The organism is Vibrio genomosp. F6 (genome assembly GCF_005146325.1).
Taxonomy (GTDB): Bacteria; Pseudomonadota; Gammaproteobacteria; order Enterobacterales; family Vibrionaceae; genus Vibrio; species Vibrio cortegadensis.
Genome location: NZ_SYUT01000020.1, coordinates 48055 through 73676 on the forward strand (window position 1 = coordinate 48055; position 25622 = coordinate 73676).

The 25622-nt window shown below is 42.4% G+C and carries 27 protein-coding genes; 24 read left to right on the forward strand and 3 right to left on the reverse strand.

All coding sequences use genetic code 11. From position 1 onward, the window contains the following. Positions 1-202: 202 nt before the first annotated feature. Positions 203-1312, reverse strand: a complete 1110-nt coding sequence (locus FCV43_RS07125; protein WP_136994542.1) for a M20/M25/M40 family metallo-hydrolase — start codon at positions 1310-1312, stop codon at positions 203-205. A gap of 586 nt (positions 1313-1898) precedes the next feature. On the opposite strand from FCV43_RS07125, the gene hppD reads away from it, so the two are divergent. The 5 genes from hppD (at position 1899) to FCV43_RS07150 (ending at position 6810) form a co-directional block, all read left to right on the forward strand. Next, entirely contained in the window at positions 1899-2972 is a 1074-nt protein-coding gene (gene hppD, locus FCV43_RS07130; RefSeq protein ID WP_136994544.1) for a 4-hydroxyphenylpyruvate dioxygenase, read from the forward strand. Then, positions 2965-4089: a homogentisate 1,2-dioxygenase gene (locus tag FCV43_RS07135; protein WP_136994546.1), complete on the forward strand. Its 1125-nt coding sequence runs from the start codon at positions 2965-2967 to the stop codon at positions 4087-4089. The genes hppD and FCV43_RS07135 overlap by 8 nt, the downstream gene beginning before the upstream one ends. A 12-nt stretch (positions 4090-4101) precedes the next feature. Beyond that, entirely contained in the window at positions 4102-5124 is a 1023-nt protein-coding gene (locus tag FCV43_RS07140; protein ID WP_136994548.1) for a fumarylacetoacetate hydrolase family protein, read from the forward strand. Between the two features lie 45 nt (positions 5125-5169). Beyond that, positions 5170-5832, forward strand: coding sequence for a maleylacetoacetate isomerase (maiA, locus tag FCV43_RS07145; protein WP_136994550.1), 663 nt, complete (start codon positions 5170-5172; stop codon positions 5830-5832). Between the two features lie 153 nt (positions 5833-5985). After that, positions 5986-6810, forward strand: coding sequence for a substrate-binding periplasmic protein (locus FCV43_RS07150; RefSeq protein ID WP_136994552.1), 825 nt, complete (start codon positions 5986-5988; stop codon positions 6808-6810). On the opposite strand, the gene FCV43_RS07155 is transcribed toward FCV43_RS07150, so the two are convergent. Together FCV43_RS07155 and FCV43_RS07160 are read right to left on the reverse strand one after the other, a co-directional pair. Then, positions 6811-7101: a hypothetical protein gene (locus tag FCV43_RS07155; protein ID WP_017052271.1), complete on the reverse strand. Its 291-nt coding sequence runs from the start codon at positions 7099-7101 to the stop codon at positions 6811-6813. A 171-nt stretch (positions 7102-7272) separates the two neighbouring features. Further along, entirely contained in the window at positions 7273-7464 is a 192-nt protein-coding gene (locus FCV43_RS07160) for a hypothetical protein (RefSeq protein WP_017052270.1), read from the reverse strand. A gap of 368 nt (positions 7465-7832) precedes the next feature. Here FCV43_RS07160 and FCV43_RS07165 point away from each other — a divergent pair, with 368 nt between their 5' ends. The 19 genes from FCV43_RS07165 (at position 7833) to FCV43_RS07255 (ending at position 25622) form a co-directional block, all read left to right on the forward strand. Then, a complete protein-coding gene (locus FCV43_RS07165; RefSeq protein WP_136994554.1) occupies positions 7833-8498 on the forward strand; it encodes a DUF2726 domain-containing protein in 666 nt (221 codons plus the stop codon). A gap of 394 nt (positions 8499-8892) precedes the next feature. Further along, positions 8893-9699 carry a hypothetical protein gene (locus tag FCV43_RS07170; RefSeq protein ID WP_136994556.1) on the forward strand — a complete coding sequence of 269 codons (807 nt, stop codon included), beginning with the start codon at positions 8893-8895 and terminating at the stop codon, positions 9697-9699. A 105-nt stretch (positions 9700-9804) separates the two neighbouring features. Next, positions 9805-10467 (forward strand): response regulator transcription factor, encoded by a 663-nt coding sequence (locus FCV43_RS07175; RefSeq protein ID WP_136994558.1) that lies wholly within the window; start codon positions 9805-9807, stop codon positions 10465-10467. Continuing rightward, on the forward strand, positions 10467-11876 hold the full coding sequence (locus FCV43_RS07180) for a sensor histidine kinase (protein ID WP_136994560.1): 1410 nt from the start codon (positions 10467-10469) through the stop codon (positions 11874-11876). Before FCV43_RS07175 ends, FCV43_RS07180 begins: the two co-directional genes overlap by 1 nt. A 177-nt stretch (positions 11877-12053) precedes the next feature. Beyond that, positions 12054-14183 carry a TonB-dependent siderophore receptor gene (locus FCV43_RS07185; RefSeq protein ID WP_136994562.1) on the forward strand — a complete coding sequence of 710 codons (2130 nt, stop codon included), beginning with the start codon at positions 12054-12056 and terminating at the stop codon, positions 14181-14183. Between the two features lie 226 nt (positions 14184-14409). Beyond that, complete coding sequence (locus FCV43_RS07190) at positions 14410-15273, forward strand: DUF3450 domain-containing protein (protein ID WP_136994564.1); 864 nt, start codon at positions 14410-14412, stop codon at positions 15271-15273. Position 15274: 1 nt separating this feature from the next. Next, on the forward strand, positions 15275-16663 hold the full coding sequence (locus tag FCV43_RS07195) for a MotA/TolQ/ExbB proton channel family protein (protein ID WP_136994565.1): 1389 nt from the start codon (positions 15275-15277) through the stop codon (positions 16661-16663). Then, positions 16663-17214 carry a MotA/TolQ/ExbB proton channel family protein gene (locus FCV43_RS07200; RefSeq protein WP_136994567.1) on the forward strand — a complete coding sequence of 184 codons (552 nt, stop codon included), beginning with the start codon at positions 16663-16665 and terminating at the stop codon, positions 17212-17214. The genes FCV43_RS07195 and FCV43_RS07200 overlap by 1 nt, the downstream gene beginning before the upstream one ends. Then, the gene (locus tag FCV43_RS07205; RefSeq protein ID WP_017052261.1) at positions 17211-17615 is read left to right on the forward strand and encodes an ExbD/TolR family protein; all 405 of its coding nucleotides are present in this window, start codon (positions 17211-17213) and stop codon (positions 17613-17615) included. The genes FCV43_RS07200 and FCV43_RS07205 overlap by 4 nt, the downstream gene beginning before the upstream one ends. Further along, positions 17615-18235, forward strand: a complete 621-nt coding sequence (locus FCV43_RS07210) for an energy transducer TonB (RefSeq protein ID WP_136994569.1) — start codon at positions 17615-17617, stop codon at positions 18233-18235. Before FCV43_RS07205 ends, FCV43_RS07210 begins: the two co-directional genes overlap by 1 nt. Further along, entirely contained in the window at positions 18235-19488 is a 1254-nt protein-coding gene (locus FCV43_RS07215) for a tetratricopeptide repeat protein (protein WP_136994570.1), read from the forward strand. Before FCV43_RS07210 ends, FCV43_RS07215 begins: the two co-directional genes overlap by 1 nt. 273 nt (positions 19489-19761) lie before the next feature. Further along, complete coding sequence (locus tag FCV43_RS07220) at positions 19762-20391, forward strand: PepSY-associated TM helix domain-containing protein (RefSeq protein ID WP_136994572.1); 630 nt, start codon at positions 19762-19764, stop codon at positions 20389-20391. 85 nt (positions 20392-20476) lie between these two features. Beyond that, positions 20477-21037, forward strand: coding sequence for a DUF2271 domain-containing protein (locus FCV43_RS07225; RefSeq protein WP_170961616.1), 561 nt, complete (start codon positions 20477-20479; stop codon positions 21035-21037). A 100-nt stretch (positions 21038-21137) separates the two neighbouring features. Further along, positions 21138-21971, forward strand: a complete 834-nt coding sequence (locus FCV43_RS07230) for a DUF4198 domain-containing protein (protein ID WP_136994576.1) — start codon at positions 21138-21140, stop codon at positions 21969-21971. An 82-nt stretch (positions 21972-22053) separates the two neighbouring features. Continuing rightward, positions 22054-22371 (forward strand): hypothetical protein, encoded by a 318-nt coding sequence (locus tag FCV43_RS07235; RefSeq protein WP_136994578.1) that lies wholly within the window; start codon positions 22054-22056, stop codon positions 22369-22371. Next, positions 22368-22979 (forward strand): DUF6162 family protein, encoded by a 612-nt coding sequence (locus FCV43_RS07240; RefSeq protein ID WP_136994580.1) that lies wholly within the window; start codon positions 22368-22370, stop codon positions 22977-22979. Before FCV43_RS07235 ends, FCV43_RS07240 begins: the two co-directional genes overlap by 4 nt. Before the next feature lie 8 nt (positions 22980-22987). Further along, entirely contained in the window at positions 22988-23956 is a 969-nt protein-coding gene (locus FCV43_RS07245; RefSeq protein ID WP_136994582.1) for a metal ABC transporter solute-binding protein, Zn/Mn family, read from the forward strand. Continuing rightward, on the forward strand, positions 23953-24747 hold the full coding sequence (locus FCV43_RS07250) for a metal ABC transporter ATP-binding protein (protein WP_136994583.1): 795 nt from the start codon (positions 23953-23955) through the stop codon (positions 24745-24747). Before FCV43_RS07245 ends, FCV43_RS07250 begins: the two co-directional genes overlap by 4 nt. Then, positions 24747-25622 (forward strand): metal ABC transporter permease, encoded by an 876-nt coding sequence (locus FCV43_RS07255; protein WP_017051636.1) that lies wholly within the window; start codon positions 24747-24749, stop codon positions 25620-25622. The genes FCV43_RS07250 and FCV43_RS07255 overlap by 1 nt, the downstream gene beginning before the upstream one ends.

The window sequence follows — 25622 nt, forward strand, 5'->3', positions numbered from 1 at the left end:
CAGTTAGCTGCAGAAGAATTTCAGGAATTATTTTGTTCTGATTTTCTCGTAGAATTGGAAAAAATACTTGGGTCATCAATTGTCTCACTTAACCGTTACGAAGACAGTTTAACACGGTTATAGAGAACGATGTACATTTAAATGACAGCACACCTTAGGTTGTAAAGATGTGCTGTATATTGTTTTGATTTGACTAAAAGTTTTATGCAGTTGTTAGGTATGTTTTAACAAACTCTGCTGCTTTTACCATGTCATCGATGGCAATATGCTCTTCAGTAGTATGAACTTTAGCCATACCAGTAGAAATATTGACTGTGGTTAAACCTTTCTCGTTGAAGTTATTTGCATCGCTACCGCCACCTGTACCTTTAGTGATCGGCGTTAATCCATTTTTCTCAAACGCTGCTTTAACCTTTTGGATATGCGGGTGATCATCAGCAATAACAAATGCGTTGTAAGCACGTGTTGATTCAATTTCTACTTCAGCACCATGTTTTTCGGCCGCGGCTTTGAAAGTGTTGATCATGTGATCCACTTGAGCCGTTAGTTTGTCGTCGTTCAATGAACGTGCTTCCGCAACAATACGTAATTCAGGCATCACGATGTTAGTCGCTTGTCCACCTTCCACGATACCGATGTTTGCTGTTGTCTCTTCGTCGACACGTAAAAGCTTCATTTGAGTAATCGCATCAGCAGCAACTGCAATCGCACTGATACCTTCTTCTGGAGCAAGACCCGCGTGAGCAGGACGACCTGTGATTTTCGCTACGATTTTTTGTTGGCCTGGCGCAGAGTTAACGATAGTACCAACTGGACCGCCTGTATCTAGAACGATTGCATTGGTCGATTTAATGTAAGACATGTCGAAGTTTTTAGAGCCAAATAATCCACCTTCTTCAAACACAGTGAAAGCAATTTCAATCGTCTTGTGCTCAAGGTTATCTGCTTGAATACAACGAACGGCTTCCATGATCGCCGCAATGCCAGATTTATCGTCGCCACCTAAAATAGTGTTGCCTTTAGAACGAATAATGCCATCTTCAATAATAGGTTCGATGCCAATACCAGGAGTTACCGTATCCATGTGGCAGCTTAGTACGATGCTGTCATCAATTTTACCTTCAAGGCGAGCGTAAACATTAAAGCCATTAGACACTTCCTCAGGCACTACAAGTTTATGTACTTCAAACCCAAGTGCGCTTAATTGCTCGGCTAACGTTTCAGCGATCTGTTTTTCATTGCGTGATTCACTGTCGATTTTCACAAGTTGGCAAAAGTGCTCAACTAGACGTTGTTGATTGATATCAGTCATTGGTTAACTCTCATTATTAATAACTTACTTATTCATAGAGTGCTGAAAGAGAGACGATGCCAGCGTGAAAACCATGAATGAAGCAAGTTGGGAACAGGGAACAGGCAACGAATATAGCTCTAATTTCTGTTACCTATGCCTGTTTTAAATCAAAGAATGGAGCGGTTAACGGCGATCTGAGCAACAAATTTGATAAACAAAGTCAGCGCTGTGAAAAATAAGCCTATTCATTTACTCACTTGCGACAACCATGAGCTAAAGCCGGAACAACTGAGTAACGATTAGAAATAAAAGAGGCATAAATGGCGAATCTAATTTACATGTTGAAGCGCTATTGTAGCCATCTATGGACAGATAAATATGGGGTAGCAGGCTGAAAATAGACGGTTTTAAACGATTCATCCTATCACTGGTCTTTGTGTAACATTAAATTTACATTGTCGCCCGTCTATTACCAAACATTGATTTAAATCAAATGACTTCTCAAATAGCTAAAACTCCCTCAAGGTTAATAATATGTTAATTAAACATTCTCTTAGGCACTTGTTCACCTAAGTGAAATCGTAATTCTCTAAAGGAGTAGAGCATGACCACTTCATTTAACCCACTAGGTACCGATGGTTTTGAATTTGTAGAATATACTGCAGCGGATCCTGAAGGGATTGCCAAGCTTAAAGCACTGTTTTTATCTCTTGGTTTTGCTGAAATAGCCAAGCATCGTTCTAAAGAGGCGTGGTTATATCGTCAGGGTGACATTAGCTTTATCGTCAATGCTCAACCGCACAGCCAAGCTGAAACATTTTCTACCATTCATGGGCCATCTGTTTGTGGCATGGCTTTTCGAGTTTCTGATGCTGGCGCTGCGTATCAGCATGCTGTCGGAAATGGAGGCAGGCCTTACAAAACTGAAATTGGCCCAATGGAGCTAAGCATCCCTGCTATTTATGGTATTGGCGATAGTTTGATCTACTTTGTTGACCGCTACGGAAGCCAAAACATTTATGACGTTGATTTCAAATTCTATGACGATGCTGAACTGCGTTTACAGACTCAAGGGGTCGGTTTACTTGATATCGATCACTTAACTCATAATGTTAAGCAAGGGCATATGGACGTGTGGTCTGGATTTTATGAGCGTATTGGTAATTTCAGAGAGATCCGTTATTTCGATATTGAAGGCAAGCTCACTGGGCTAGTAAGCCGAGCGATGACCGCTCCGTGTGGAAAAATTCGAATTCCAATTAATGAATCTTCAGACGATAAATCACAAATCGAAGAGTTTATACGTGAATATAAAGGTGAAGGCATTCAACACATCGCATTGTCAACGGATGATATTTACCAGACCGTCAGAACGTTACGTGAGCGTGGGATGGATTTCATGCCGACGCCAGACACTTACTATGCCAAAGTGAATGAACGGGTCGAGGGGCATAATGAAAATCTTCAAGATCTTAAAGATTTGCGCGTGCTGATTGATGGTGCTCCGATGAAAGATGGCATCTTATTGCAGATATTTACTCAGACCGTCATTGGGCCTGTATTTTTTGAGATCATTCAGCGCAAGGGCAATGAAGGGTTTGGTGAAGGTAACTTCAAGGCGCTGTTTGAATCAATCGAAGAAGATCAAATTCGTCGAGGAGTACTAGATAATGCATAAATGGATCACATTTCCTCATCGGGAGGGAGTGTGCTCTAAGCAAGCACATGCCGATTTCCCAAGCGAGGCTATCTACGAAAGGGAAGCGGGGCGCGGAGGTTTCTTCGGTCCTGCGGCACACTTCCATCATCAACATGCTCCTACGGGATGGAGTGAATGGGAAGGTGAGTTAAGGCCACGTGCATTTGACTGCAACCTTATTGACGAGTCAGAACAAGCGAGTCCGTGGTCTGCTCCTCATATTCTGCATAATAGCAGCTGTAAAATTCGAACTTGGAAAATCAGTAACACGATGGATTTCCTAGTACGAAATGCTGATGGTGATGACTTACTGTTTATTCATGCGGGTAAGGCAGATATGTTCTGTGATTATGGACATATTCAGATTTCTGAAGGGGACTATGTTTTGATCCCTCGCTCGACCTCCTGGCGCTTGGAAGTGACGGAGCCTCTATTCATCTTGATGATTGAAAGCACAGATGGCTCCTATTCGTTACCTGAGAAAGGGATGGTTGGTCATCATGCCGTATTTGACCCTGCTATTCTCGAAGTGCCATCCATTAATGATCAATTCAAAGCTCAATACTCAGAGAATACGACCAAAGTTCAAATAAAACGCCATGAAAAAAAGAGTGTGATTACCTATCCGTTTAACCCACTTGATGCTGTGGGTTGGCACGGTGATTTGGCGGTAGTCAAACTGAATTGGCGTGATATTCGTCCTTTAATGTCCCACAGGTATCATTTGCCACCTTCCGCTCATACCACTTTTGTCGGGAAAGATTTTGTGGTTTGCACTTTTGTACCTCGTCCCATTGAGAGCGATCCCGGCGCACTGAAGGTTCCGTTCTATCACAACAATGACGATTATGATGAGGTGCTGTTTTATCACGCGGGTGATTTCTTTAGCCGAGACAACATCGAAGCGGGGATGGTGACCTTTCACCCTGCAGGATTTACCCACGGGCCTCACCCCAAAGCATTTAAAGCCGGATTAGAACATAAGAAAAAGTTTACCGATGAAGTCGCGGTGATGATCGATACCCGACAAGCATTAGAATTTGGCGATGCAGCAAAAAAAGCAGAGAACAAGCAGTATGTTTATAGCTGGCGTTAATGGAGAAAGAAAATGAAATTAGCCACACTCAAAGATGGAACAAGAGACGGTGTACTAGTCATTGTGAGTAAAGATTTAACCCAATGCATTGCGCCCACTCATATTGCTCAAACCTTACAATATGCACTGGATAACTGGGACAAGGTTTACTCACAATTGAATGAGTACTATCAAGCTCTAAATAAGGGAGAGTTGTCTGATTCTGTGTCGTTTATTCAGTCACAGTGTGAGTCACCGCTGCCAAGAGCTTACCAATGGGCCGATGGCTCAGCATACGTCAATCACGTCGAGTTAGTACGAAAGGCTCGCGGAGCGGAAATGCCACCAAGTTTTTGGACGGACCCACTAATGTACCAAGGTGGATCGGACTCCTTTATTGGTCCTCAAGATGATATTCCAGTGGAAAGCGAACAGTGGGGAATAGATTTTGAAGCGGAAGTCGCTGTGATTACTAGTGACGTCCCAATGGGCGCTTCCATCAAACAAGCAAAAGAGAGTATCCGTTTAGTGATGTTGGTGAATGATGTATCGCTACGTGGATTAATCCCTGCTGAATTAGGCAAAGGTTTTGGCTTCTTTCAATCAAAACCATCATCGGCATTTTCACCTGTAGCTCTGACTCCCGATGAATTAGGGCAGGCATGGGATGGTGGGAAATTATCGTTGCCATTGGAGTCCACATTCAATGGCAATTTATTTGGATGCCCTAATGCGGGCACCGATATGACGTTTGAATTTCCTGACTTGATCGTTCATGCCGCACGCTCTCGTCCCTTAGCAAGTGGAGCGATTATAGGCTCCGGTACGGTTTCAAATAAGCAGGGGACTCAGTATGGAACATCCATTTCTGAAGGTGGTGTTGGGTATTCATGTATCGCTGAAGTGAGGATGATAGAGACTATTCGTGATGGGCAAGCGAGTACTGAATTCATGAAGTTTGGAGACAGTATAAAGATGGAGATGCATGACTCTGAAGGGAATAACTTGTTTGGTACGATCGAGCAGACCATCGTTCGTCATGATAAACCGTCTTAATGTGAACTTACTTTATATAAACTTAAGCTAGGGAATACCGCCGATATGAAAAATAAAGACAATACGACGATAACGCTTTACAGCTATTGGCGATCATCGGCGGCGTACCGAGTCAGAATCGCGCTGAATTTGAAACAATTAGACTATCAAACTACCCCTGTTCATCTGGTTAAGAATGGGGGAGAGCAGCATTCTGAGGCATTTCATGAAATGAATCCTAGCGAGCTTGTTCCGGTATTAAAAGATGGCGATCTCGTTCTGAATCAATCAATGACAATCATGGATTATTTAGATGAAACCTATAGTGGTCATTCATTAATTCCTTCAAATGGTGAACAACGTTATACCGTTAAAGCGCTGGCACAAGATGTCGCCATTGATATTCACCCCATCAACAATCTACGAGTACTTCAATATCTTGAGCAAGAGTGCGAAATGACAGCAGAGCACAAGCAGAGCTGGTACAAACATTGGATTGGCATTGGGTTTGAAGCGTTCGAAACCAAACTTAAACACTTCTCTGGTTTGTATTGTGTTGGTGACGAGATCACGCTCGCTGATATTTGTCTTGTACCTCAAGTGTATAACGCAATACGTTTTGGGGTTGATATGACGCCATTTCCTACCATTGAAAGCATCTATGAACGATGTAATCAGCAAGCGGCATTCATTGATGCCATGCCTGAAAATCAAATTGATGCTGAATAAGTAAGAGGTAGAAATAACGATTACGGCAAAGCGAGTTGCTGAGTAAAGCGAATCGCGGTAAAGCTTAAAGATATCGTACTGACCCCGCTAGACGAATTTTATAATCACTCCTACATTATTAATGATAATAATATAAATATATTTGGAGTGATTATGTTACTCATATCAAGATTAACGCTGATTATTGGCGTATTAAATGCCCTGATTTTAAGGGTGTTGAGCGTAAAAAAATGGCTTTTTAGTACGCTACTTTTCAGTGTTACGTTTGCCAATGCGGCTTCATTATCTTCTTTAAACTATCTAACTGAAGAGTATCCCCCTTACAACTTTAGTGAAGATGGCGTGGTAAAAGGAATATCAGTCGACCTGTTAATTGAAGCGGCGCATCACTCAGGGGTCGTGTTAAACAATAAGGACATTACGATTCAACCTTGGGCGAGAGCGTATCGTGATGCACTTGTGAAGCCGAATGTGGCACTGTTTTCGATGACAAGAACGCCCAGTAGGGAAACATTGTTTAAGTGGGTTGGCCCAATAAGTAAAACGAGAGTTGTGGTATTGGCTAAAAAGTCGAATGAAATTGTAATTAATGAAAGCTTGGATTTAGCACAGTTTAAAATAGGCGTGATACGAGATGACGTAGGAGAACAATTGCTGATCAGTCATGGGATCCCAAGAGATTCGATGCAAGAGAGCTCTTATGCTGTGACGTTGGCAGAACAGTTACATAAAGGGCGGATTGATTTATGGGCATATGAAGAGAATGTAGCAAAATGGTGGATTCAAGTGAGTGGCTACAAAACGAGTGATTTTGAACCCGTCTATATTTTACAAGAAGGTGAGTTATTTTATGCCTTCAATACACATATTGATGATGACACTATCGATTCATTGCAAGCGGGTTTAGACGCTTTAAAGTCAGTACATAATGAAGATGATGTCAGCCACTATCAAACCATTTTGAACCGCTATCAATAACTACGTAATCAATCCGTTTCTCACTAAACTACGACGTACATTTTTGCATAACTTACCGAACTGTCTAATTTCCGTCATATTGGGCAGTTCTTCACGTTGAAGTTGAGCCTCCCAGTACAATACATCACTTTCCACCAGCTCAATTAACTTGCGTGGGCAACCGACACAGGTATCCCCACAGATCTGAGCTTCAGGTGCATCAAATGGAAAATCAGCTCTTACCGCAGTAATAATGTTAAGCATTGCTGTTTTGCGATCGGGTTTCTGAGTAAGTGCGGTGTTCTGAGTCATGTAAAACTTGCCTAAACGAATGGGAGCGCGATTTTATCTCAATTGAGAAGACAATCAATAAAAAGGTTTTTAAAAATAAGGAGAAAGGTTAGGGGAAGATCGAGCCGCTTTATTGCAAATAAAAAGGAGCAGAAGCCCCTCAGTAATTTTGGCTCAGACTCTCTGAAAAAATTAGATCATTTGAGACATACTTTCGAGCATATCAATTAGCTCAGTTTCTGTTGATGGCTCTTTTGCTAGCTCTACTGTTGCTGAAGCACCACCTTTAAGCATGTATGCTCTGGTTCCACAGTGATCATAATGAAACCACTTACCATTTACGCACACATCCGTATAGCATCTCGGGTCTTGTTTTAGTTCCATATCGCCACCTATTAATTACATTTGCTTAACACTTTTAACCATAATGCATCTGCAAAACATCAAAAATGATCTAGATCAACAATAAAGAGCTTGGCTAATTGATGAGATATAATTGTTTGTTATTTAAGGATAATTTTAAATGAAGTTGATGGTATAGCATTGAAGCCATTTTCGATGAGAAGCCGATATTCATTTTTATCTCACGTTAGCAAACTCTAGAAGGTGGTTTCTGAGCTATGTTTGGATCATCTCAAACCCAAGTATTATAGGCTCTCAAGAGTTTCTTCTTGCCAATACGTACGTTTAAACATACGCTTAGATAACATAAAACCTCGATTAAGCTTTTGTTTTACAAGCAGTGTTGGATCATGACTAATATATTTATAATTGTTGCTGTACTTGTTTTGTTTTTTATCATCATTCAGAAATATGTCGTGAAGTCGGATGATACAAAAGATCATAATTATCAAAAGAAAAGTAACCTTCTTAATATGCAGGAAGGGGCCTTTTATAACGCCTTAAAATCAGCCGTTGGTGAGCATGGTGCCGTGTTTGCTAAGGTCAATATGTCTAGTGTTGTGACGCCAGCAAAAGCCCGAAATAAGAAAGATTGGTTTATCGCAAACAACAAAATTTCACGTAGCTACTTTGACTTTGTTGTGTGTGATCCTCGTTCAATGGAAATTCGAGTCGTCATCGCGTTAGATAATGGCAAAGAGCTTAATAAAGGCAAAGCCGAACGCGAAAAGTTATTGATGCATGTCTGTAAGACAGCAAACATTCCTTTGATTGGGGCGTCTGTTCGCCATAGCTATCAAGTGAGTCGGTTGAAGAGATTGCTGGCCGCGCATATTGATCTAATTGAACCCGAAAAAGAGGTTCGTTTTTGTCGAAAATGTGGCAGCCCAATGATCATTAAAGTGGCAAGCCAAGGCGAATTTAAAGGACGCCGCTTCTTCACCTGTAGTCGTCAGCCAATTTGTACCTATACTGAAAACTACAATGTTGTGTTTGAAATGGATAGCGAAGAATAAGTCACTCATTTCTTTATTTACAGCTTAAAACGCTACAATCCAAACCGCTAGTCTCAAACAGCTAGACTCGAACAGCTATGATTCGAATAACTACTACTCAAAACCGGCAATTCAAAAGCTTTCGGCCATTGCGCCATCATCTATGTGGCGCAGTATGTTCATTCATCCTCGTAATATTCATTTATCTTCGTAACTAAGAAACCTGAGTCACTTTCTCTTTTTACATCTATAGTTTAATGGTCATCCTAAAGTTTATGGCTTCCGCTTCGTACTACTACGATCAATGACTGGCTGAAATAAAGTCTGAGGTTAAAGATTAGAAGTAAGAGCGTCGAGGTCATAGAATGAAACTATTTTAGTTGTGATATCTTCCGATAACAGTAAAGGAGAGGCTATGCGATGGATTGGGAGTGCTGCTTTATTGTTTAGTTGTTCTGTGTTCGCAGAACAGTCATCACTCACGTTAGCGTTACCGTCACAAAAAGATGGTGGTCATGCTTACTTTCATGATCTTCTCACTCAAGCTCTGAATGATGTTGGCGTCCATTTAAAGATCATCACTCCCGATAAACATATCCCCCAAAAACGTGCGATAAAAATGGTCAGGAAAAATCAGCTCTCATTAATGTGGTTGATTCAAACAGATAGACGAGATGCTCAACTGACTCCTGTAAAAGTCCCACTGACGTCAGGTCTTATCGGTAAGCGCGTATTACTCATTCCTAAAGGGGCACAAGAGGCCTACGAACATATTTATGACCTTAAAGATTTACAGCGTTCTGGTTTAATTGCAGGCCTAGGTATTAATTGGTTTGATGTAGAAGTGTGGCATCAAAATCAACTCAATGTTTTCTTGCAAGATGGAGAGTGGCGAAACCTATATGGTTCTCTATCTGTTGATGGAGAAGTGAACTATTTCCCAAGAGGCGTAAATGAAATAGTAGGAGAAGCCAAATTTAATCCCGCACTCGATATCGAACAGTATTTGTTACTTGAGTATCACCGAGATTTTCAATTCTATCTGAGTGAAGGGGCCTCAGTGCATAGAGAGCTTATTGAAAAAGCCTTAGTGCGAGCTAAAGAAACAGGTTTGATGAATGCTTTGATAGAAAAACATTGGAGCGATGACTTCGATGCCCTCAATCTAGATTCTCGTCGTATCATCCCACTTTCATCAGATAGCCCAGTCAGTCGTCAATAATCGAGTCAGTAACGCGAATAATTGATCGATTTATTGAGATCATATTGCCATCTGTAAATCTCAAGATTAGAATGCGAACCATTTTTATTACGATGTGGTTTAATTATGTCTTCTATCTTGGTTGTCGATGACGATGTACAACTGTGTGAATTACTCACCGAAGTCTTAATCGAAGAAGGTTATGACGTCAGCTCTGTTCATTGTGGTGAGAGCGCATTAGAGTTCATTCAATCTCATCCCGTTGATCTGGTTCTACTCGATGTCATGCTACCGAACCTGAACGGCCTGCAAGTGGCGCGAAGAATTTGCCAACGCTTTGCTACTCCGATTTTAATGTTAACCGCGCTGAACGATGAAGCGTCAATGCTCGATGGTTACCAAGCGGGAGCGGATCAATACATAGCAAAACCATTCAAAGTGCCTGAGCTACTCACTCGAATCAAAGTGATTTTGCGTCGAGTCGGTTTAGAGCGCCAGAGGCAGAGCCTGAGTTCAGTACCGACGAAAATTGCAGATCAACTCGCTCGTATTCCTTTAACAGGCACTGAATCAGAATTGTTGGATTACCTGATCAAAAACAGTGGGGTTATAGTTTCAAAAGCGGATCTACAGAAAAATGTATTGAAGAAAGAGTTGAGTCCGTTCGATCGAAATCTAGATATGCACATCAGCAATATTCGTCGCAAGATAGTTCAAGCGGGGTTATCGAAGCAACATATTAAAACCATCAGAGGAAGAGGTTATAGCTATTTAGAGGTGGCTAGCTAATGATGTTGAGTGAGATGGCATCAACAATTAAACCGTTTCGTTCGGGTTTAGCATTTAAATTATTTGGTTACTTAGCGGCAATACTGATATCGATCTTAGTGGTTCAAACGCTTGCAGAGAAAGCACTAGTGAAAGCATTGCTAAAAATTCCTGCAGAAGTAAAACGTGATATGCAGGATTTGGCCTATCAAGCGAACGTACTTATCAATGAAGGCGATATGGATGAGTTAGCGGATTGGGCGAATGCACAGCCCTATTATCTGTTCATTATTGATGACAATAAACGTCCGATTACCCATCGAAGTATGCACCCACACTTTGAATTCAAGCTTCGTTATTTGCGTACGATCGATGTTCAGTTGGACGATAGAGTCAACCGTCCATTGATTGGCCTACCGCTTGAAAATGGAAATACGTTGGTTATCCAGTTGCCTCATCAAGTTCATCCGGCCAACAATTTTGTCTACTATTTTACTTTAATCAAAGTAGTGATCGCTTTTGTGATTCTGACTTTGTTTACTGGCATTATGCTGCGCTTTCTTCAGCAGCCACTCGATAGGTTAAGAGAGGCGAGCCGTCGGTTATCCCAAGGTGACTTTTCCGTTAGTGTGGTTAATGAGCTGAACTCTAAAACCACAGAATTCCACGAGCTTGCCACTGATTTTGATCACATGACGCAGAAGATACACTCTTTAGCTGAAAAGCAGCGCAGACTCATTAGAGATGTGTCTCATGAACTTCGCACACCGTTGGCTAGGCAAAATTTAGCGTTACACTTGCTACGTAAGAAATCACAAGACAGCGAGCAGCATTTAATCACTCGCTTAGAGGCTGAAATTAACGAGATGGATGATCTGATAGGGGAGATCTTACAGTTCAGCCGCTTGGAGAATTCGCAATACGATGCGGAATGCCTACCCTTACAACTTGAAAGCTATTGTGAAATTCAAGCCAGTCAAAGCAAAATGGAGTTAATTGGGAATCAACAGATCCAGACTCACTTGAATAACCAAACACCAATGATCAACGCCGATGCCCGTCTGTTACTGCGAATATTAAAAAACTTGATTGGAAATGCGATTAAATATGCAGGGCAAGATGCGGTGATTCAAGTGTCGGTGAGTAATGGTTTTACTGCTGACAAAAGTAAGCTTCAAAATGGCATACAAAATTTTGTGGTTGTGACGGTTGAGGATGACGGTCCTGGCATTCCTAAGCATCAATTAAAGTCTATTTTTGATCCTTTCACTCGTCTTGAATCTGCGAGAGATAAGCAGTCAGGAGGTTATGGTTTAGGCTTAGCGATTGTGAAAGAGGCAATGAACTTAATGGACGGTAAGATCGTGGCAGAAAATAGTGAAATCACAGGTGGTTTAAAAATCAGTCTCTATTTTAAGTATTCTCATTAATATCTGTTTATGCTGCCTCAGCAATCCTTTACATAAATTTACAAACGCAAAGAATGTAAATTTAATGCAAATAATAATAATTATCACTTATATTCACCTCCGAAATCAAACAAGGACACCGGCAACGGTTGAAACAGAGCTCAAATAGAGGCTCACCTAAAATATTCGGAGTGTAGGATGACATTTTCAAAGAGCCATTTGGCATTAATAATCGGCGCGGTTCTCGCAGCACCAAGTGGTGTAGCAAGTACAGAAGTAACAAAGACAGACGTTGATGAAAAGCTAGTGGTTACAGGACACGATTACGGCTACAAAGCTGATACGAACTCTACTGCAATGCGCATGGAGATGACTCAGTTAGAAACGCCAGGACAAGTTAGTGTCATTGACGAACAAGTTATTGATGAACAACGCGCGAGTACGTTAGGTGAAGTCCTTAAAAATGATGCTTCAATTTCAGCGGGTTCAAAATCAACCAACCGCGAGCGTTTTAACTTACGTGGTTTCTCATTAGACAGTGGCGCAAGCTACTTGCGTGACGGTGTACAACACTGGTCTCACTATCGCCAGCCAGTTGAATTGCTTGAACGTGTAGAAGTATTAAAAGGCCCTGCAGGTCTACTGTATGGTGAATCGACTCCGGGTGGCTTAGTTAACATGATTGCTAAGAAACCAACGTATGAAACACAAGTGAATGTGAGCCAAGACATCGGTTCAGACAATTACACACGAACGGTTGCAGATGTAAGTGGTTCACTCAATGAAGATCAGACATTGCGTGCTCGTGTGATTGTATCTCAAGAAAACCAGGACTCATGGCGTACACGTTTTGACGGAACAGATGTTGAAACTGAGCGTTTCGTCGGTGGTCTATTTGTTGATTACGACATTAATGAAGATACGATGCTATCTGTTCATTACGATCGTACTCAAGAGCTTGGAGACTTAGACAATGGCTCAAAAATTGATACCACAACAGGTAAGGTGATTGACCCTTCAATCGTAAATGATCAACGTTTTGCTCGTACTGATAATGATGTTGCCAACTATGGTGCCGCCATTACAGCAAACTTGAATGATCAATGGTCAGTTAAGAGTGGAATCAGCCGTCAGTTTTATGAGCGCCAACGAACAGAATCGAACAACTCCGTCCGTGGTGCGGGCAATAATCAATTCGGTTACAAAGTATCAGATCGACATGATGAGTGGACATTCGATACCGCTTATGTTGATTTCACCGGTGATTTTGATGCACTAGGTGTGAATCACCGATTACTTGTGGGTGCAAACGGTCTTCACTACGATTACAAGCGTTTGTACGAAGCCGGGTATACCTGTGTTAACGGAACAGAAGCGGAAGCGATCAACGAGTGTGGCAATGGTTTCGATAAACCATCAGACATCAGCTACCGCAACGATACAACAGAATCGCACTCTCAAAGCAAACATTATGGTGTTTACGTTCAGGATCTAGTCAGCTTTAATGATCAATGGCAAGTTCTAGCGGGTGTCCGTTTTGCGCATGACAAAACAGAAAGCAGCAGCGGCAAAAAAGAGAGTTACAACAATGTTCTTCCAAAGCTTGGATTAATATACTCTCCAGCTGAAAATGGGTCTATCTACGCGGTTTACTCAGAAAGTTTTCAGCCTGTTGGTGAAATCACTAACCAAGATGATGTGAATTTTGGTGATAGCCAAGATGCTAAAAAAGGCACGCTTTACGAGGTAGGTTCAAAATGGGATCTGTTTGATGAACGCCTGTTTGTTTCTGGTGCGCTGTTCCAAATCACTCAATCGAACATGCAAGTGACGGAAGATTTTGATACCCCAGTCAATGGAAAAGACCAGATCACGACGCAAGTTGGTGAACAAGTGCATACTGGTGTTGAACTATCGGCAACAGGTTTCGTTATGGATTCATTGTCGGTAAGCGCATCAACGATGTTCTTAGATGCTGAATACAAAAATGATCCTGATTTGAATGGTAAGACGCCTGCTGATGTTCCTGAATTTACAGCAAGTATTTGGTCAACTTACGCGTTCAATAATGGCACAGACGTGAACTTAGGTGTTTACCACGTAGGTGAGCGCTACACGGAAAGCGCTAACACCTTTAAGAAAGATGCGTATACTCGTGTCGACATGGGGGTTTCACATACCGTTAAGTACGATGAAAATCTTGATTTCGTTGCTCGATTTAACGTTGAAAACCTATTTGATACCGACTACCTAGAAGGCGGTAGCACAAGTGGCGTCGTTGTCGGTGAAGGTCGCAACTACATGGCAACGCTACAAGTTAAATACTGATAATGGGGTTTAGCCATTTAGTACAGTAAAATACTAATTGAAGGGAAAGGTCATACTTTCCCTTTCTTAGGTTATAAATTTTGCAAGAGTTTACATCATCATGCAAAATGGATGGTATTGATAATGGGTATTGTTATCAATCGGTTTGAGCAGTACTCATTAGCCAATGAACATCGTTATAGATTAACGTCTGTTTGGTTCTCTTTTCACACAATTGACTACAACTATGAATCATTTTAAAACCAGTTTAATGCTTATCATCGCCACGATTGTTACCCCCGTACAAGCGAACAGTTTGGATACGGCGCGTTCTATTGAAAGTAAGACAAATGCCGCTTCTGCCATCAGCCAGAAAAAGATCGATCAAAGTGCTCAAATGACACTGAATTTAAAAGCTGAAATAGAACAACTTCAAGAAGAGGTTGATAACCTTGAGGTGTACCGAAACCATCTATCTGCCTTGGTCGATAACCAGAACCAAGAAGCGGACAGTTTAAATGTTCAAATTGAAGAGATTAAGCATACACGTCAGGGCGTGGTGCCATTGATGTATAAAATGATTGATGGTCTAGAACAGATCATTACAAACGATAGTCCGATTAAGCCGGAGTTATGCATAGAGCGGCTCACTAAGCTCAAAACCATGATGAGTAGAGCGAATGTGAGTGATGCTGAAAAATATCGTCGAATCTTAGAAGCCTACCAAATTGAAATGGACTACGGTACCAAATTAGGCAGCTACCAAGGGCAGATTATGCTCGCGTCTGAGGACGAGATTGATGCCGACATTCTCTATTTAGGTCGTGTTTCGCTGGTGGCCCGCAACCTTAAAGGCGATCAATTTTGGGCTTGGGATCAAACAGAAAAGCAGTGGCAACTTCTCGACACATCGGTTAATAGCGATTTAGACAAAGCGTATGATATCGCTTCAAAACAAGCGGCTCCAAGTCTGATTACGCTGCCAGTGTCTGTATCGAATGATCAACAGCTAAATTTGAATACCTCCTCTCGTTCGCAAGCTAATATGATAAAAAACCAAGCCAACATGATAAAAACCAATGTGACAGCAAGTAATTCGGAGATAAATTAAGATGATCAATGTATCTCTAACGTCAACATTTTCTAGCCTTCGAGTGCTAGGGCTATCACTGGCTCTTTTCTGTCACAACGCTATGGCTACGGATGATCTCGTTCACCAAGCTAAAATCGAAAATACCCAGCAAAAATCACATAACGTTCAACGTGAAAAAGGTTTCAAGCAGACTGAACAAACATTCCAACAACAGAAAAATGAGTTGTTGGCTAAACGTAAGCAACTCCAAGCTGAAACGGATAAATTATCAACCCAGTTTAGTGCGAATGAAAACCGATTGGCAAAATTGGAAGAAACATTACGTCTGGATGCAGGTAGCCTAGGTGAGCTGTTTGGTGTTGTCAGACAATCGGCAAAGGATTTAAAACGAGAGCTTGATTCGTCTATCACTCAAGCGGACGCAGCGAGATATTCGCAAACCGTTACCGATATTGTGGATGCTCAATCACTACCATCAATGACTCAATTGACTGGGCTGTGGTTAAGCATGGTTGAACAGATCCGTGCCAGTGGCGAACTTGGACAAACAAGCATTACCTATATTAATGGAGACGGGGAACGTTCAGAAGTCGCGGCAGCACGATTAGGTGTATTTGGCCTGATAGGCGAACAAGGTTACATGAATTGGAATGGCAAGCGTCAAACCGCCACTCACTACTTAAAACAGCCAGACAATGGACCGACACTTTCGACTGTTTCAACTCTTCGAAATGGTGGTATTCAACAGATCGTTGTTGATCCATCACGTGGCGTAATGCTCGAACAATTGGCGAATACTCCAAGCTTTAAAGACCGTATTCAAGCGGGTGGTGTGGTTGGCAAAATCATTTTAGGTCTACTTGGAGTCGGTTTGATTATCGCTCTGTATCGTGGTGTCGCATTACTCATCGCACAACAAAAAATTAAGCGACAACTGAAGAACCCAACACAAGCTGGAGATAACCCACTAGGTCGAATTCTAGCCGTATACGATGGTGAGCAAAATCGTAGTGTTGAAGCGCTAGAACTTAGATTGCTAGAAGCCGTTGTTGATGAGCAGCAAGGGTTAGAGAAGGGTTTATCAATGCTGAAACTATTGGCGGCTTTAGCACCAATGCTTGGTCTGCTAGGTACAGTAACAGGTATGATTGAGACGTTCCAAGTGATTACTCAGTTTGGTAATGGCGATCCAAAAGTGATGGCAGGTGGCATTTCAATGGCACTGATCACGACCGTACTTGGTCTGGTTGCTGCAATGCCACTGTTGCTTGCACATAACGTATTGAGCTCTCAGGCAGAGAACATACGCACTATTTTAGAGAAGCAAGGAATTGGCTTAGTGGCTGAACAAGCTGAAAAAACAAATCCTCAAGCTCCAATTGCTCACTCTGTTGGAAATGCAGCGTAATGAATGGCTTTGTAATTCCTGAGTTTATCCAGAACCTCGATTGGGTACTTGCTCTGTCTCATTTTATGGAACAGGGCGGGCAGATCCTATGGTGGTTAGCGGCAGTCGTCGGAATTTGTTGGTTACTAGTGATTGAGAGAGTGATTTACCTCGCGTTCTATTTCCCGAAGCAGCGAAAAGCACTTCAACGACAATGGTCGCAAAGGGACGATCATCACTCGTGGCATGCTCATGCAATACGAGATGGCTGGGTGTCTCAAGCGCATATCGCACTCAATCAGAATCTGAATATGATCAAACTCTTGGTGGCGATCTGCCCCATGCTTGGTTTGCTTGGAACTGTGACGGGTATGATTTCAGTATTTGATGTCATGGCGACTCAAGGCAGTAGTAACCCAAAATTGATGGCGTCAGGTATCTCACTCGCGACATTGCCGACAATGGCTGGAATGGTCGCTGCATTAGCGGGAATGTTTGTACATGTGCGTTTGGCAAAGGTCTGCAACTTGTCTGAATTGAAATTAGAAAAATCTTTAAGGAGTCAGAAATGAGGCTCGGTAGACGTCACGTAAAAAATGAAGAAGCACAAATCGATCTGACTTCTATGTTGGATATCGTCTTTATCATGCTGATCTTTTTTATTGTGACAAGCTCATTTGTTAGAGAGTCGGGGGTTGACGTTAATCGCCCACAAGCTTCAAACGTGACCAGTCAGAAAGAGGCCGGAATTTTTGTCGCCATCACCTCTGCGAACGATATTTATATTGATAAACGACTGGTGGACGCTGAACGAGTAGAAGCAACACTGGAACACTTATTATTAGAACAACCTGAAGCGTCGTTGGTGATCCAAGCGGATGAACATGCGTACAACGGCACGGTAGTCAAAGTGATGGATGCTGCAAAAGGTGCTGGCGTGAAGAGTATCGCGTTGGCGGCGGAGAAGCTCTAATGCTACGTTTACTCATGGCGTTGCCGTTTGCGGTAGCGATTTCGATTGGGCTATTCACCTTTATGGCTTGGATGGTAGACAGCGGTCACCAACGGACACCGGATCAAGCTGAAACGCTCAGTTTTAATATGTTGATGATCGAACAAGAAGAAGCGTTACAGCGTAGAAAGCGAAGTGTGCCAGAGCAGCCTAAAGCGCCAGAAATGCCGCCTAAATCAGCAATGAATCAGGCTAAAACAGAGGCCACCGTAAGTAATCCAAAGTTGTCACTGCCAGATTTAGGGCTTAACACTGTCGCCAATGGGTTAGCGATCAATATGCCCACATTTGGTGATTTTGGATCCAATCAAAAAGCGATGCCACTGTACCGAGTGGAGCCACGTTATCCAGCAAAAGCTAAAAAACGTAAGGTAGAAGGTTTTGTTGAGATGGAGTTTACTATCGACAAAACAGGCCGACCTACGGAGATAAAAATCACGAGTGCTAAACCTGCACGAATGTTTGATCGTTCGGCAAGGAGAGCGCTTAAGAAGTGGAAGTATCAACCTAAAATTGTTGATGGTCAGTCTGTTGAGCAGTTAGGTCAGACCGTTAGAATAGAATTTAAAATGGATAAATAATGAAACGAGTATTTAAGCTTTTTGTTACTGCATTTTGGGTTCAGTTTTTGGTTGTACCGATGGGGATTTCTGCGGAACTCAGTCAGTACACTGCAAATCGCGTACAGCGAGCGCATCAACTCCAGCAAGATGAAAAACTATCAGAAGCGATTGGTACTCTAAATGATTTAGAGATCAATCGAGATTACGATAAAGCGTTTGTAGCGCGGATGCTGGGAGTGTTCTATTGGCAAAATGAGCAAGCGGAACTGGCGATTGAACAGCTCACGTTCGCGGTAAACAGCCAGTTACTTGAAGACGCTCAAGCGTGGGTCACTAGGCGTATGCTTGCCGATATTTTATTGAGTCAACAGCACTTTGAGAAAGCAATTCCTCATTATTATGAATTATTGAAAACACGACCAGATGACAAAAAAGGAGCGGAGCTGTGGCTGCGTGTTGCACAGAGTTATTACCAGTTATCTCAATGGGAAAGGGTGTTGGTTTCGATTAGTAAGTTTGATCGCAGCAATCGAGTTAACGCCCATACAGGAGCTCTTTCAGACAACAAAGATACGAATTCAGACGCTACTGAACTGACGGATAAGTTTTCATCTCTATCGTTAAAGCTCGGAGCGCAGATGCAACTTAAGCGTTGGAAGGATGCGATTCCAACCTTAGAGCAACTCATCCATTTACAGCCTAATAAAGTGAACTGGTGGAGACAGCTTGTCGGGCTTCAACTTAAATTGAACAAAACGGACTCAGCGTTAGATTCGCTGGCGTTAGCTAAATTGCAAGGCGTTGCGTTGTCACAACAGGATCTAATTTTATTGTCTCAGCTCTATTCGAAAAGAGGCGTACCGGAGCGCGCTGCACAAATCTTGAGTGAACTGGCTGATGCAGAATCAGATGTCACATTGCTAAGTCAACAGGCCGCTTATTGGCAACAGGCAAAAGAGTGGCAACATGCGATTTCTACGTGGTCACTTGCAGCTAAGCTTGAGCCTAAATATCACTGGCAAGTTGCACAATTACTAGTGCAAGAGGGACACTATCAGCGAGCATTAACGGAGTTAGATAGAGTCACTGAAAAGGTACGAAAAGCCGATGTAGCGCTGGCGAAAGTGCGTGTTTATTACAAATTAAATAAGCTCGACAAAGCGTTAGCCAATGCAAAGAGAGCGGACAATATTCAACCTTCCAGTGAAGCAAAAAGTTGGATGAAATATCTGACTCAGTTGAGAGTGGTATCGGATTCAAAATCCTCCTAGTTTATTTCGTCCTGTCTAGCTTGGTTCTGTTTTCTTAGCTTTATTTGACGTCCAGATTTAAAGGAACTTGGGTACTAAATCCCAATCTCCATAGACCCTATAACAATCCCCATAGTCTCTGATTATGGGGATTTTTTATTTTGTCTTACTAGAGGCAATCTCATTAGGTAGGTCACACTAGTGTAAGTGAACGTAAATAATGTAAATTGAATGCCAATGAAAACCATTATCAATTACATTGCATCCCATCGTATTTATATCAGTTAACCATTCATGTTGTTAAAAAGAAAAGGCGTTCAAATCTGGGCTCGTCGATTACATATCTATATTTCAATGGCCTTATTGTTGATTGTGCTGTTTTTTTCAGTAACAGGAATCACGCTGAATCGACCAGAATGGTTTGAAAGTAATCAGCCAAATATCAAGCAGCAGACGGCGATAATTCCTAATGAAATACTTAAAAGCTCAAATGATGGTTATGAGCCAAATGAAGATGAGTTAATCGACTTTTTAACATCAAATTTGGGGTTACACGGTTCGCCATCAAACTTAGATGTGTTTACGAGTGTTGAAGCAGGGGAGCTAATCGAAGGAGAAGCGTCTCTCGATTTTAAAGGACCTGGGTACAACGCTAGCGTTTACATTGATCTGTTGACGGGTGAGGCGGAAATAGAGTCAACAAATTATGGCGTTGTCGCCCTGCTCAATGACCTACATAAAGGCCGTAATAGCGGAGAAGTTTGGAAGTGGTTTATCGACATTACTGCACTGCTGATGATCTTCTTTGTATTAACTGGGGTTTGTCTGCTGCTGCCAAAGAGGAAGACATTGAACACCTCACTTAAATGGACTGCATTTGGATCGATTATCACGTTAAGCATCTTCTATCTTGCCGTCCCTTAACTTGATTGCTGGTATCGCTACTCATTCATGTTTAAGCGTCACAGGTATGTTAGTAAAAATCATTAATCCAACGATTGAGAAACTCATGAAACATAACAGGCGAACACTCGCATGGACAAAACAAGTACTTGTTCTTGCGGCATTAATTTTACCCATATTTACTCATGCGGCATCAGGCGATAGAGCACCTACGCAACAGCTTAATGAGGGCGCAAAAGTGGATATCCGTTTACAAATTCCGACCATTAAGACCACGACATATGCTCGACCATACGTTGCAGTTTGGATTGAAAATGATCAAAGAAAATCAGTAAAAACGGTTCAACTTTGGGTCGGTAAAGACGAATGGCTGAAAGACTTACGCAGTTGGTGGAGAAAGGTAGGGCGTTACGATAAAGCACTTGTTGATGCAGTGACATCGGCCACTCGTCCTGCTGGTGATTATCGATTTGTATGGGACGGTACTAACGACGCCGGACAGAAGGTCGCGCAAGGTAATTACACCTTCCACATTGAAGTCGTGCGCGAGCATGGTGGGCGGAACTATCTACGTCAGAAATTAGAACTGGGAAATAGCGCGAATTCATACCAAATCAAGCCAACAGAAGAGACTGGGTTAATCGACATTCATTATCGGCCTCAGTAGGAACCAATAGCTAAGAACCTATAAATAAGAAGCCTGCAAATAAAAACAAAAACCGAAAGATATTAATTTAAATAAACCTCAATTTATGGATTTAATCAGAATGAAAACTACGAAACTGAAAGTTGCCCTACTTGCCAGTGTGATGGCGGTTGGTATGGCCGCCGCAACGACAGCTAACGCGCACCCACGTTGGGTTTTACCGTCACACTTTACCGTGTCAAAAGAGGGAGGCGACTGGCTAACGTTTGACGTGACCGCGTCTCATGGCACTTTTGTATTTGATAAACCAGCGGGCAGCGAGTCGGCACAAGTCATTATGCCAGATGGTAGAAAAGAGCGCCCTGACTTTGTCATTAGAGGAAAACGCCGTTCAATTTTCGATTTCTATTTTGAAGAGCAAGGCACGCATAAAGTTCAGATCAATAATACCCCGACTTATTACACTCAATACAAAGCTGGCCGTCGAGACACGGTTAAGTGGCTTAAAGCAAGCAAAGCAGAACGTGATCAATTGCTGCCAGAAAAAGCCCGTGATGTGAGTACGCAGCTTAGCTTTACTCGTGCAGAAAGTTACATCACCGTAGGAAAGCCAAGTTCTTCTGTATTTGAAATTGAAGGCAAGCTACTTGAGATGAAACCCATTACTCATCCCGCTGACATCGTGGCTGGTGAAGACGTTGAATTTCAATTTTTCTATAACGGTCAACCTCAAGCTGGCGTCGTCGCTGAGATCACTCGCGAAGGAACGCTTTACCGCAATCATCAGGAGCAGATTGACGTAACCAGTGATGAACAAGGGCGCATTACGTTCAACCCTAATATTGCAGGTCGATACGTAATGAAAGCGAATTACAAAGGTGAGTTGACCGATAATGTGATGGCTGAAAAAGCGAGTACCAATGTTCATTTAACCTTTGAAGCTCTATTGCCGTAAGTCTAACCCTCTCTATTTACAAATAAAGGATTAGTGGTCATGCATTAATCCTTGTTTAGTTCTCATCACCGAAAAGATCTTTATGAAAAAAAATTGCTCTCTGATTGGCGCGTTCATTGCGTTATGTTTCTCATCTTCTGCTTTTGCGCACTTTCCGTTAATGAGTTGCTGGTTAGAAGCAGATTACGTGCTTTGTGAAGCGGGCTATAGCGATGGAAGCAAGGCTGTAGATTATAACGTTGATATGTTCGACTACGACGATAATTTAATTGCTAAAGCGACCACCGATAAACGCTCAATTGCACAATTTAGTCACCCACAAACCGATTTCTACTTAGTGTTTGATTCGGGCCATGAAAACCCAGTAGAGGTTGATGTCGTTGAGATTTCACAAAAATGATAGTGCAAACCGTTAAATCGAATACTGGCAGCAGTGAAGGTCGTTGGGTTGGAGGCATCATTGCCGTCATTTTGCTTGTTGCAACGATCGCAATTCCATTTCATCAACAATCCAGTAAACAGCATGGCTTAGAGTCACATCAAATCTCGGTGAAGGACTTACATCAAGATGATCTTGCGATGATTGCTGAATTACGCCTTGCGTTTGAAGAGATCAAAGATTTACGGCTTGATGCCATAGAGATTAACCGCGAACAGCATCAAAGTAATCGCGAACTATCAAACGCCTCTAGCAGCAAAATGCTTGCATTTTCGCCATCGGTCAGAGAATTAGAAGAAAACTGGATTGCACCATTTGTGCACGATAAAAGCTGGGTAAGGAAAGGTGAACACCATTGGTCGAATCTAGGCAATGGATTCTATTTCGGGCGAAGAGTAGCAAGTGATGGCGCTGCCAATGTTGTTCTCAATACTCAACTTTCAAGCCCTGATATATGGTTAGCCAATGAAACATCTTTACTTGATGTTGATGGCTCGATCAGTTTACAAATTTTACGTGATAAACGCTGGAAACAAGTTGCGTTTATCGTATCCACAGAAACACATTAAGAGTGCTAATGATGAACCAATCACTTTACCGTCTCGTCCTGATATTGATAGCAGGGCTGTGTTCAGTCATTAATTCAAATGCTGCCACTGAAACTGATACACAAAATCTAGCTATATCTGAAAAACAAGCTATATCACAAAAACTAACCATCGGTATCACACTTCAGCCTTATTACAGCTATGTAAAAGCCGTTGTTGGTGACAGAGCAACGATTCTTCCTTTGGTTGATGCAGGGTTCAATCCACATAATTACTTGCCGCAACCTAATGACTTGCGCCGACTCGCGCAGATGGATGTCATTGTCATTAATGGTATCGGACATGATGATTTTGCTCTTAAAGTCATTGATGCTGCCAATCGAACCGATCTTGTGGTGTTGAAAGCAAACCAAGATGTTCCGCTACTGCCTGCGATGGGGCAATCTGTCGGCAAAGGTGCGGTGAACCCACATACTTTTGTAGGCCTGTCGACCACCATCCAGAAGGTGTACACCATCGCCAGCGAGCTATCGAAAATCGATCCTGAGAACGCAAGTTTCTATCGTAAAAATGCACGTAAATACGCAAAAATGTTCCGTTTAATGAAGCGCGAAGCAATGTTATCACTTGGAGAACTTGATACGGCTGGAATGAAAGTGGCCACAACACACAATGCATACGGCTATATCTTGCAGGAATTTGGTGTGGATGTTGAAGCAGTGATTGAGCCTGCTCACGGCGTAGAACCGAGTGCTAGCCAGCTACAAGATACAATTGAAAAGATCAAAGCATCTGATATTGATGTGCTTTTCTATGAATTGAATATGCCAAATCGTTTTGTCGATACCATTGAGCAGGCGACTGGGGTTCAACTCTATCGTTTTTCCCATATGACTCATGGGCCGTATGAAGACGATAAAGTCGAAGTCGAAATGAAAAAGAACTTACAAACATTAATCGAAGCGATGAAGTTTGCGGCTGCGAGAGAGAAATCATGATGCAGGATCGTAATGCTAAACATCACCCATCTCAAGGGCCAAAGATTCAACTCAAACAGGTGGGGTTGAGCTATGACGATAATGTGATCTTAGATCAGATTAATGTGTCATTTGATGCCGGAAAATGTCATGTAATCATGGGCCCGAATGGCGGAGGTAAGACATCTCTATTACGTTCGATTTTGGGTTTTACGCCTTTTAAAGGGCACATTGATATCCAGTGGCCAGAGAGAGTAGGCAAGATAGGATACGTGCCTCAAAAAGCGATGTTTGAATCAAGTCTGCCATTAACGGTGATGGATTTCATTTTGCTCAATCAAACTCGTTCACCACTGTTTTGGAAGCGTAACCGAAAACATACCGAACATGCACTAGAACAGTTAGATCGCGTTGGTATGGCGGGTCGAGCAGATCGCCGAATGGGCCAGCTTTCCGGTGGAGAACAGCAGCGCGTTTTGTTCGCCCAAGCGTTGCTCGATGATCCGCAATTATTAGTTTTAGATGAACCAACCACAGGAATGGACGATCAGGGGGTTCGCTACCTAGAGTCTTTGATTCATGAATACGTGGCGGATGGGAAAACCGTGCTAGCTGTACACCATGATGTCTCAGCAGTAAGGCGTTTAGAAGCACAAGTTCATGTGGTGAATCGATACTTGGTCGATAGCGGAAGTTATCAAGAGGTACTGCAACCTGAAAAGATTGAGCGATTGTTTAATCATTACAGCGCCCCTCAAATAGCAATACCTTCAGATGATTCAAAAACGACAAACCAAAATGAGGTGGCGTAATGGAGTGGTTACGACAACTTGCACAAATGGCTGTTGAAAATGGTTGGCTCAGTAACAGTTTTTCGTATGCATTCATGGTTAATGCAGTGGTTGCCGCATTCTTGTTAGGGCCTTTATTAGGTGGTTTGGGCACGCTGGTCATTGCTAAGCGCTTAGCCTTTTTCTCTGAGGCGGTAGGCCATGCGGCTTTAACCGGTATTGCGCTCGGAGTATTGCTTGGAGAGCCCGCAGAAAATCCCATTATAGGTCTGTTTAGTTTCTGTATGATTTTTGCCTTGTTACTTCACTTTGTCCGTAATCGTACAAACGTGCCATATGACACATTAGTCGGCGTCTTTCTTGCCTTGGCTCTGGCTGTGGGGGCGGCTCTATTAATGTATGTCGCAAGGAAGATTAATATACATATGTTAGAGAACGTGCTGTTTGGCTCGATTCTAACCGTGACGGATCAAGACATTATTGTCCTTGCGATTTGCTGCTTGGTTATCACTCTACTGCTCATCCCAACGTTTAATCGTATCTTGCTGACCTGTATCAGCCCTGATATTGCAAGAGTGCGAGGTTATAACACAAATTTTTATGACTACTTGTTCGTGATAATGATTACGCTGGTGACGATCGCATCAGTAAAAATTGTTGGGGCGGTATTAGTCGGGGCTTTGCTGCTCATTCCAGGCGCAACGGCTCGTTTACTCACAAAAAGAATGGGAAGCTTTGTTCTATTGTCCGGTGGTTTAGCAACAATCGCTTGCGTTGTCGGTACTGTATTACCAATGGAACTTGAATTGCCAGTCCCTTCTGGTGCATCGATTATTATCGTCTCGGCAAGCTTCTTTTTAAGTGCAACTATTTATCGAATAGCGAAAAAGGCGTAA

Coding starts and splice junctions, on each gene's coding strand:
- FCV43_RS07125 (WP_136994542.1), bottom strand. CDS start 1,312: ATGACTGATATCAATCAACAACGTCTAGTTGAGCACTTTTGCCAACTT.
- hppD (WP_136994544.1), top strand. CDS start 1,899: ATGACCACTTCATTTAACCCACTAGGTACCGATGGTTTTGAATTTGTA.
- FCV43_RS07135 (WP_136994546.1), top strand. CDS start 2,965: ATGCATAAATGGATCACATTTCCTCATCGGGAGGGAGTGTGCTCTAAG.
- FCV43_RS07140 (WP_136994548.1), top strand. CDS start 4,102: ATGAAATTAGCCACACTCAAAGATGGAACAAGAGACGGTGTACTAGTC.
- maiA (WP_136994550.1), top strand. CDS start 5,170: ATGAAAAATAAAGACAATACGACGATAACGCTTTACAGCTATTGGCGA.
- FCV43_RS07150 (WP_136994552.1), top strand. CDS start 5,986: ATGTTACTCATATCAAGATTAACGCTGATTATTGGCGTATTAAATGCC.
- FCV43_RS07155 (WP_017052271.1), bottom strand. CDS start 7,101: ATGACTCAGAACACCGCACTTACTCAGAAACCCGATCGCAAAACAGCA.
- FCV43_RS07160 (WP_017052270.1), bottom strand. CDS start 7,464: ATGGAACTAAAACAAGACCCGAGATGCTATACGGATGTGTGCGTAAAT.
- FCV43_RS07165 (WP_136994554.1), top strand. CDS start 7,833: ATGACTAATATATTTATAATTGTTGCTGTACTTGTTTTGTTTTTTATC.
- FCV43_RS07170 (WP_136994556.1), top strand. CDS start 8,893: ATGCGATGGATTGGGAGTGCTGCTTTATTGTTTAGTTGTTCTGTGTTC.
- FCV43_RS07175 (WP_136994558.1), top strand. CDS start 9,805: ATGTCTTCTATCTTGGTTGTCGATGACGATGTACAACTGTGTGAATTA.
- FCV43_RS07180 (WP_136994560.1), top strand. CDS start 10,467: ATGATGTTGAGTGAGATGGCATCAACAATTAAACCGTTTCGTTCGGGT.
- FCV43_RS07185 (WP_136994562.1), top strand. CDS start 12,054: ATGACATTTTCAAAGAGCCATTTGGCATTAATAATCGGCGCGGTTCTC.
- FCV43_RS07190 (WP_136994564.1), top strand. CDS start 14,410: ATGAATCATTTTAAAACCAGTTTAATGCTTATCATCGCCACGATTGTT.
- FCV43_RS07195 (WP_136994565.1), top strand. CDS start 15,275: ATGATCAATGTATCTCTAACGTCAACATTTTCTAGCCTTCGAGTGCTA.
- FCV43_RS07200 (WP_136994567.1), top strand. CDS start 16,663: ATGAATGGCTTTGTAATTCCTGAGTTTATCCAGAACCTCGATTGGGTA.
- FCV43_RS07205 (WP_017052261.1), top strand. CDS start 17,211: ATGAGGCTCGGTAGACGTCACGTAAAAAATGAAGAAGCACAAATCGAT.
- FCV43_RS07210 (WP_136994569.1), top strand. CDS start 17,615: ATGCTACGTTTACTCATGGCGTTGCCGTTTGCGGTAGCGATTTCGATT.
- FCV43_RS07215 (WP_136994570.1), top strand. CDS start 18,235: ATGAAACGAGTATTTAAGCTTTTTGTTACTGCATTTTGGGTTCAGTTT.
- FCV43_RS07220 (WP_136994572.1), top strand. CDS start 19,762: ATGTTGTTAAAAAGAAAAGGCGTTCAAATCTGGGCTCGTCGATTACAT.
- FCV43_RS07225 (WP_170961616.1), top strand. CDS start 20,477: ATGAAACATAACAGGCGAACACTCGCATGGACAAAACAAGTACTTGTT.
- FCV43_RS07230 (WP_136994576.1), top strand. CDS start 21,138: ATGAAAACTACGAAACTGAAAGTTGCCCTACTTGCCAGTGTGATGGCG.
- FCV43_RS07235 (WP_136994578.1), top strand. CDS start 22,054: ATGAAAAAAAATTGCTCTCTGATTGGCGCGTTCATTGCGTTATGTTTC.
- FCV43_RS07240 (WP_136994580.1), top strand. CDS start 22,368: ATGATAGTGCAAACCGTTAAATCGAATACTGGCAGCAGTGAAGGTCGT.
- FCV43_RS07245 (WP_136994582.1), top strand. CDS start 22,988: ATGATGAACCAATCACTTTACCGTCTCGTCCTGATATTGATAGCAGGG.
- FCV43_RS07250 (WP_136994583.1), top strand. CDS start 23,953: ATGATGCAGGATCGTAATGCTAAACATCACCCATCTCAAGGGCCAAAG.
- FCV43_RS07255 (WP_017051636.1), top strand. CDS start 24,747: ATGGAGTGGTTACGACAACTTGCACAAATGGCTGTTGAAAATGGTTGG.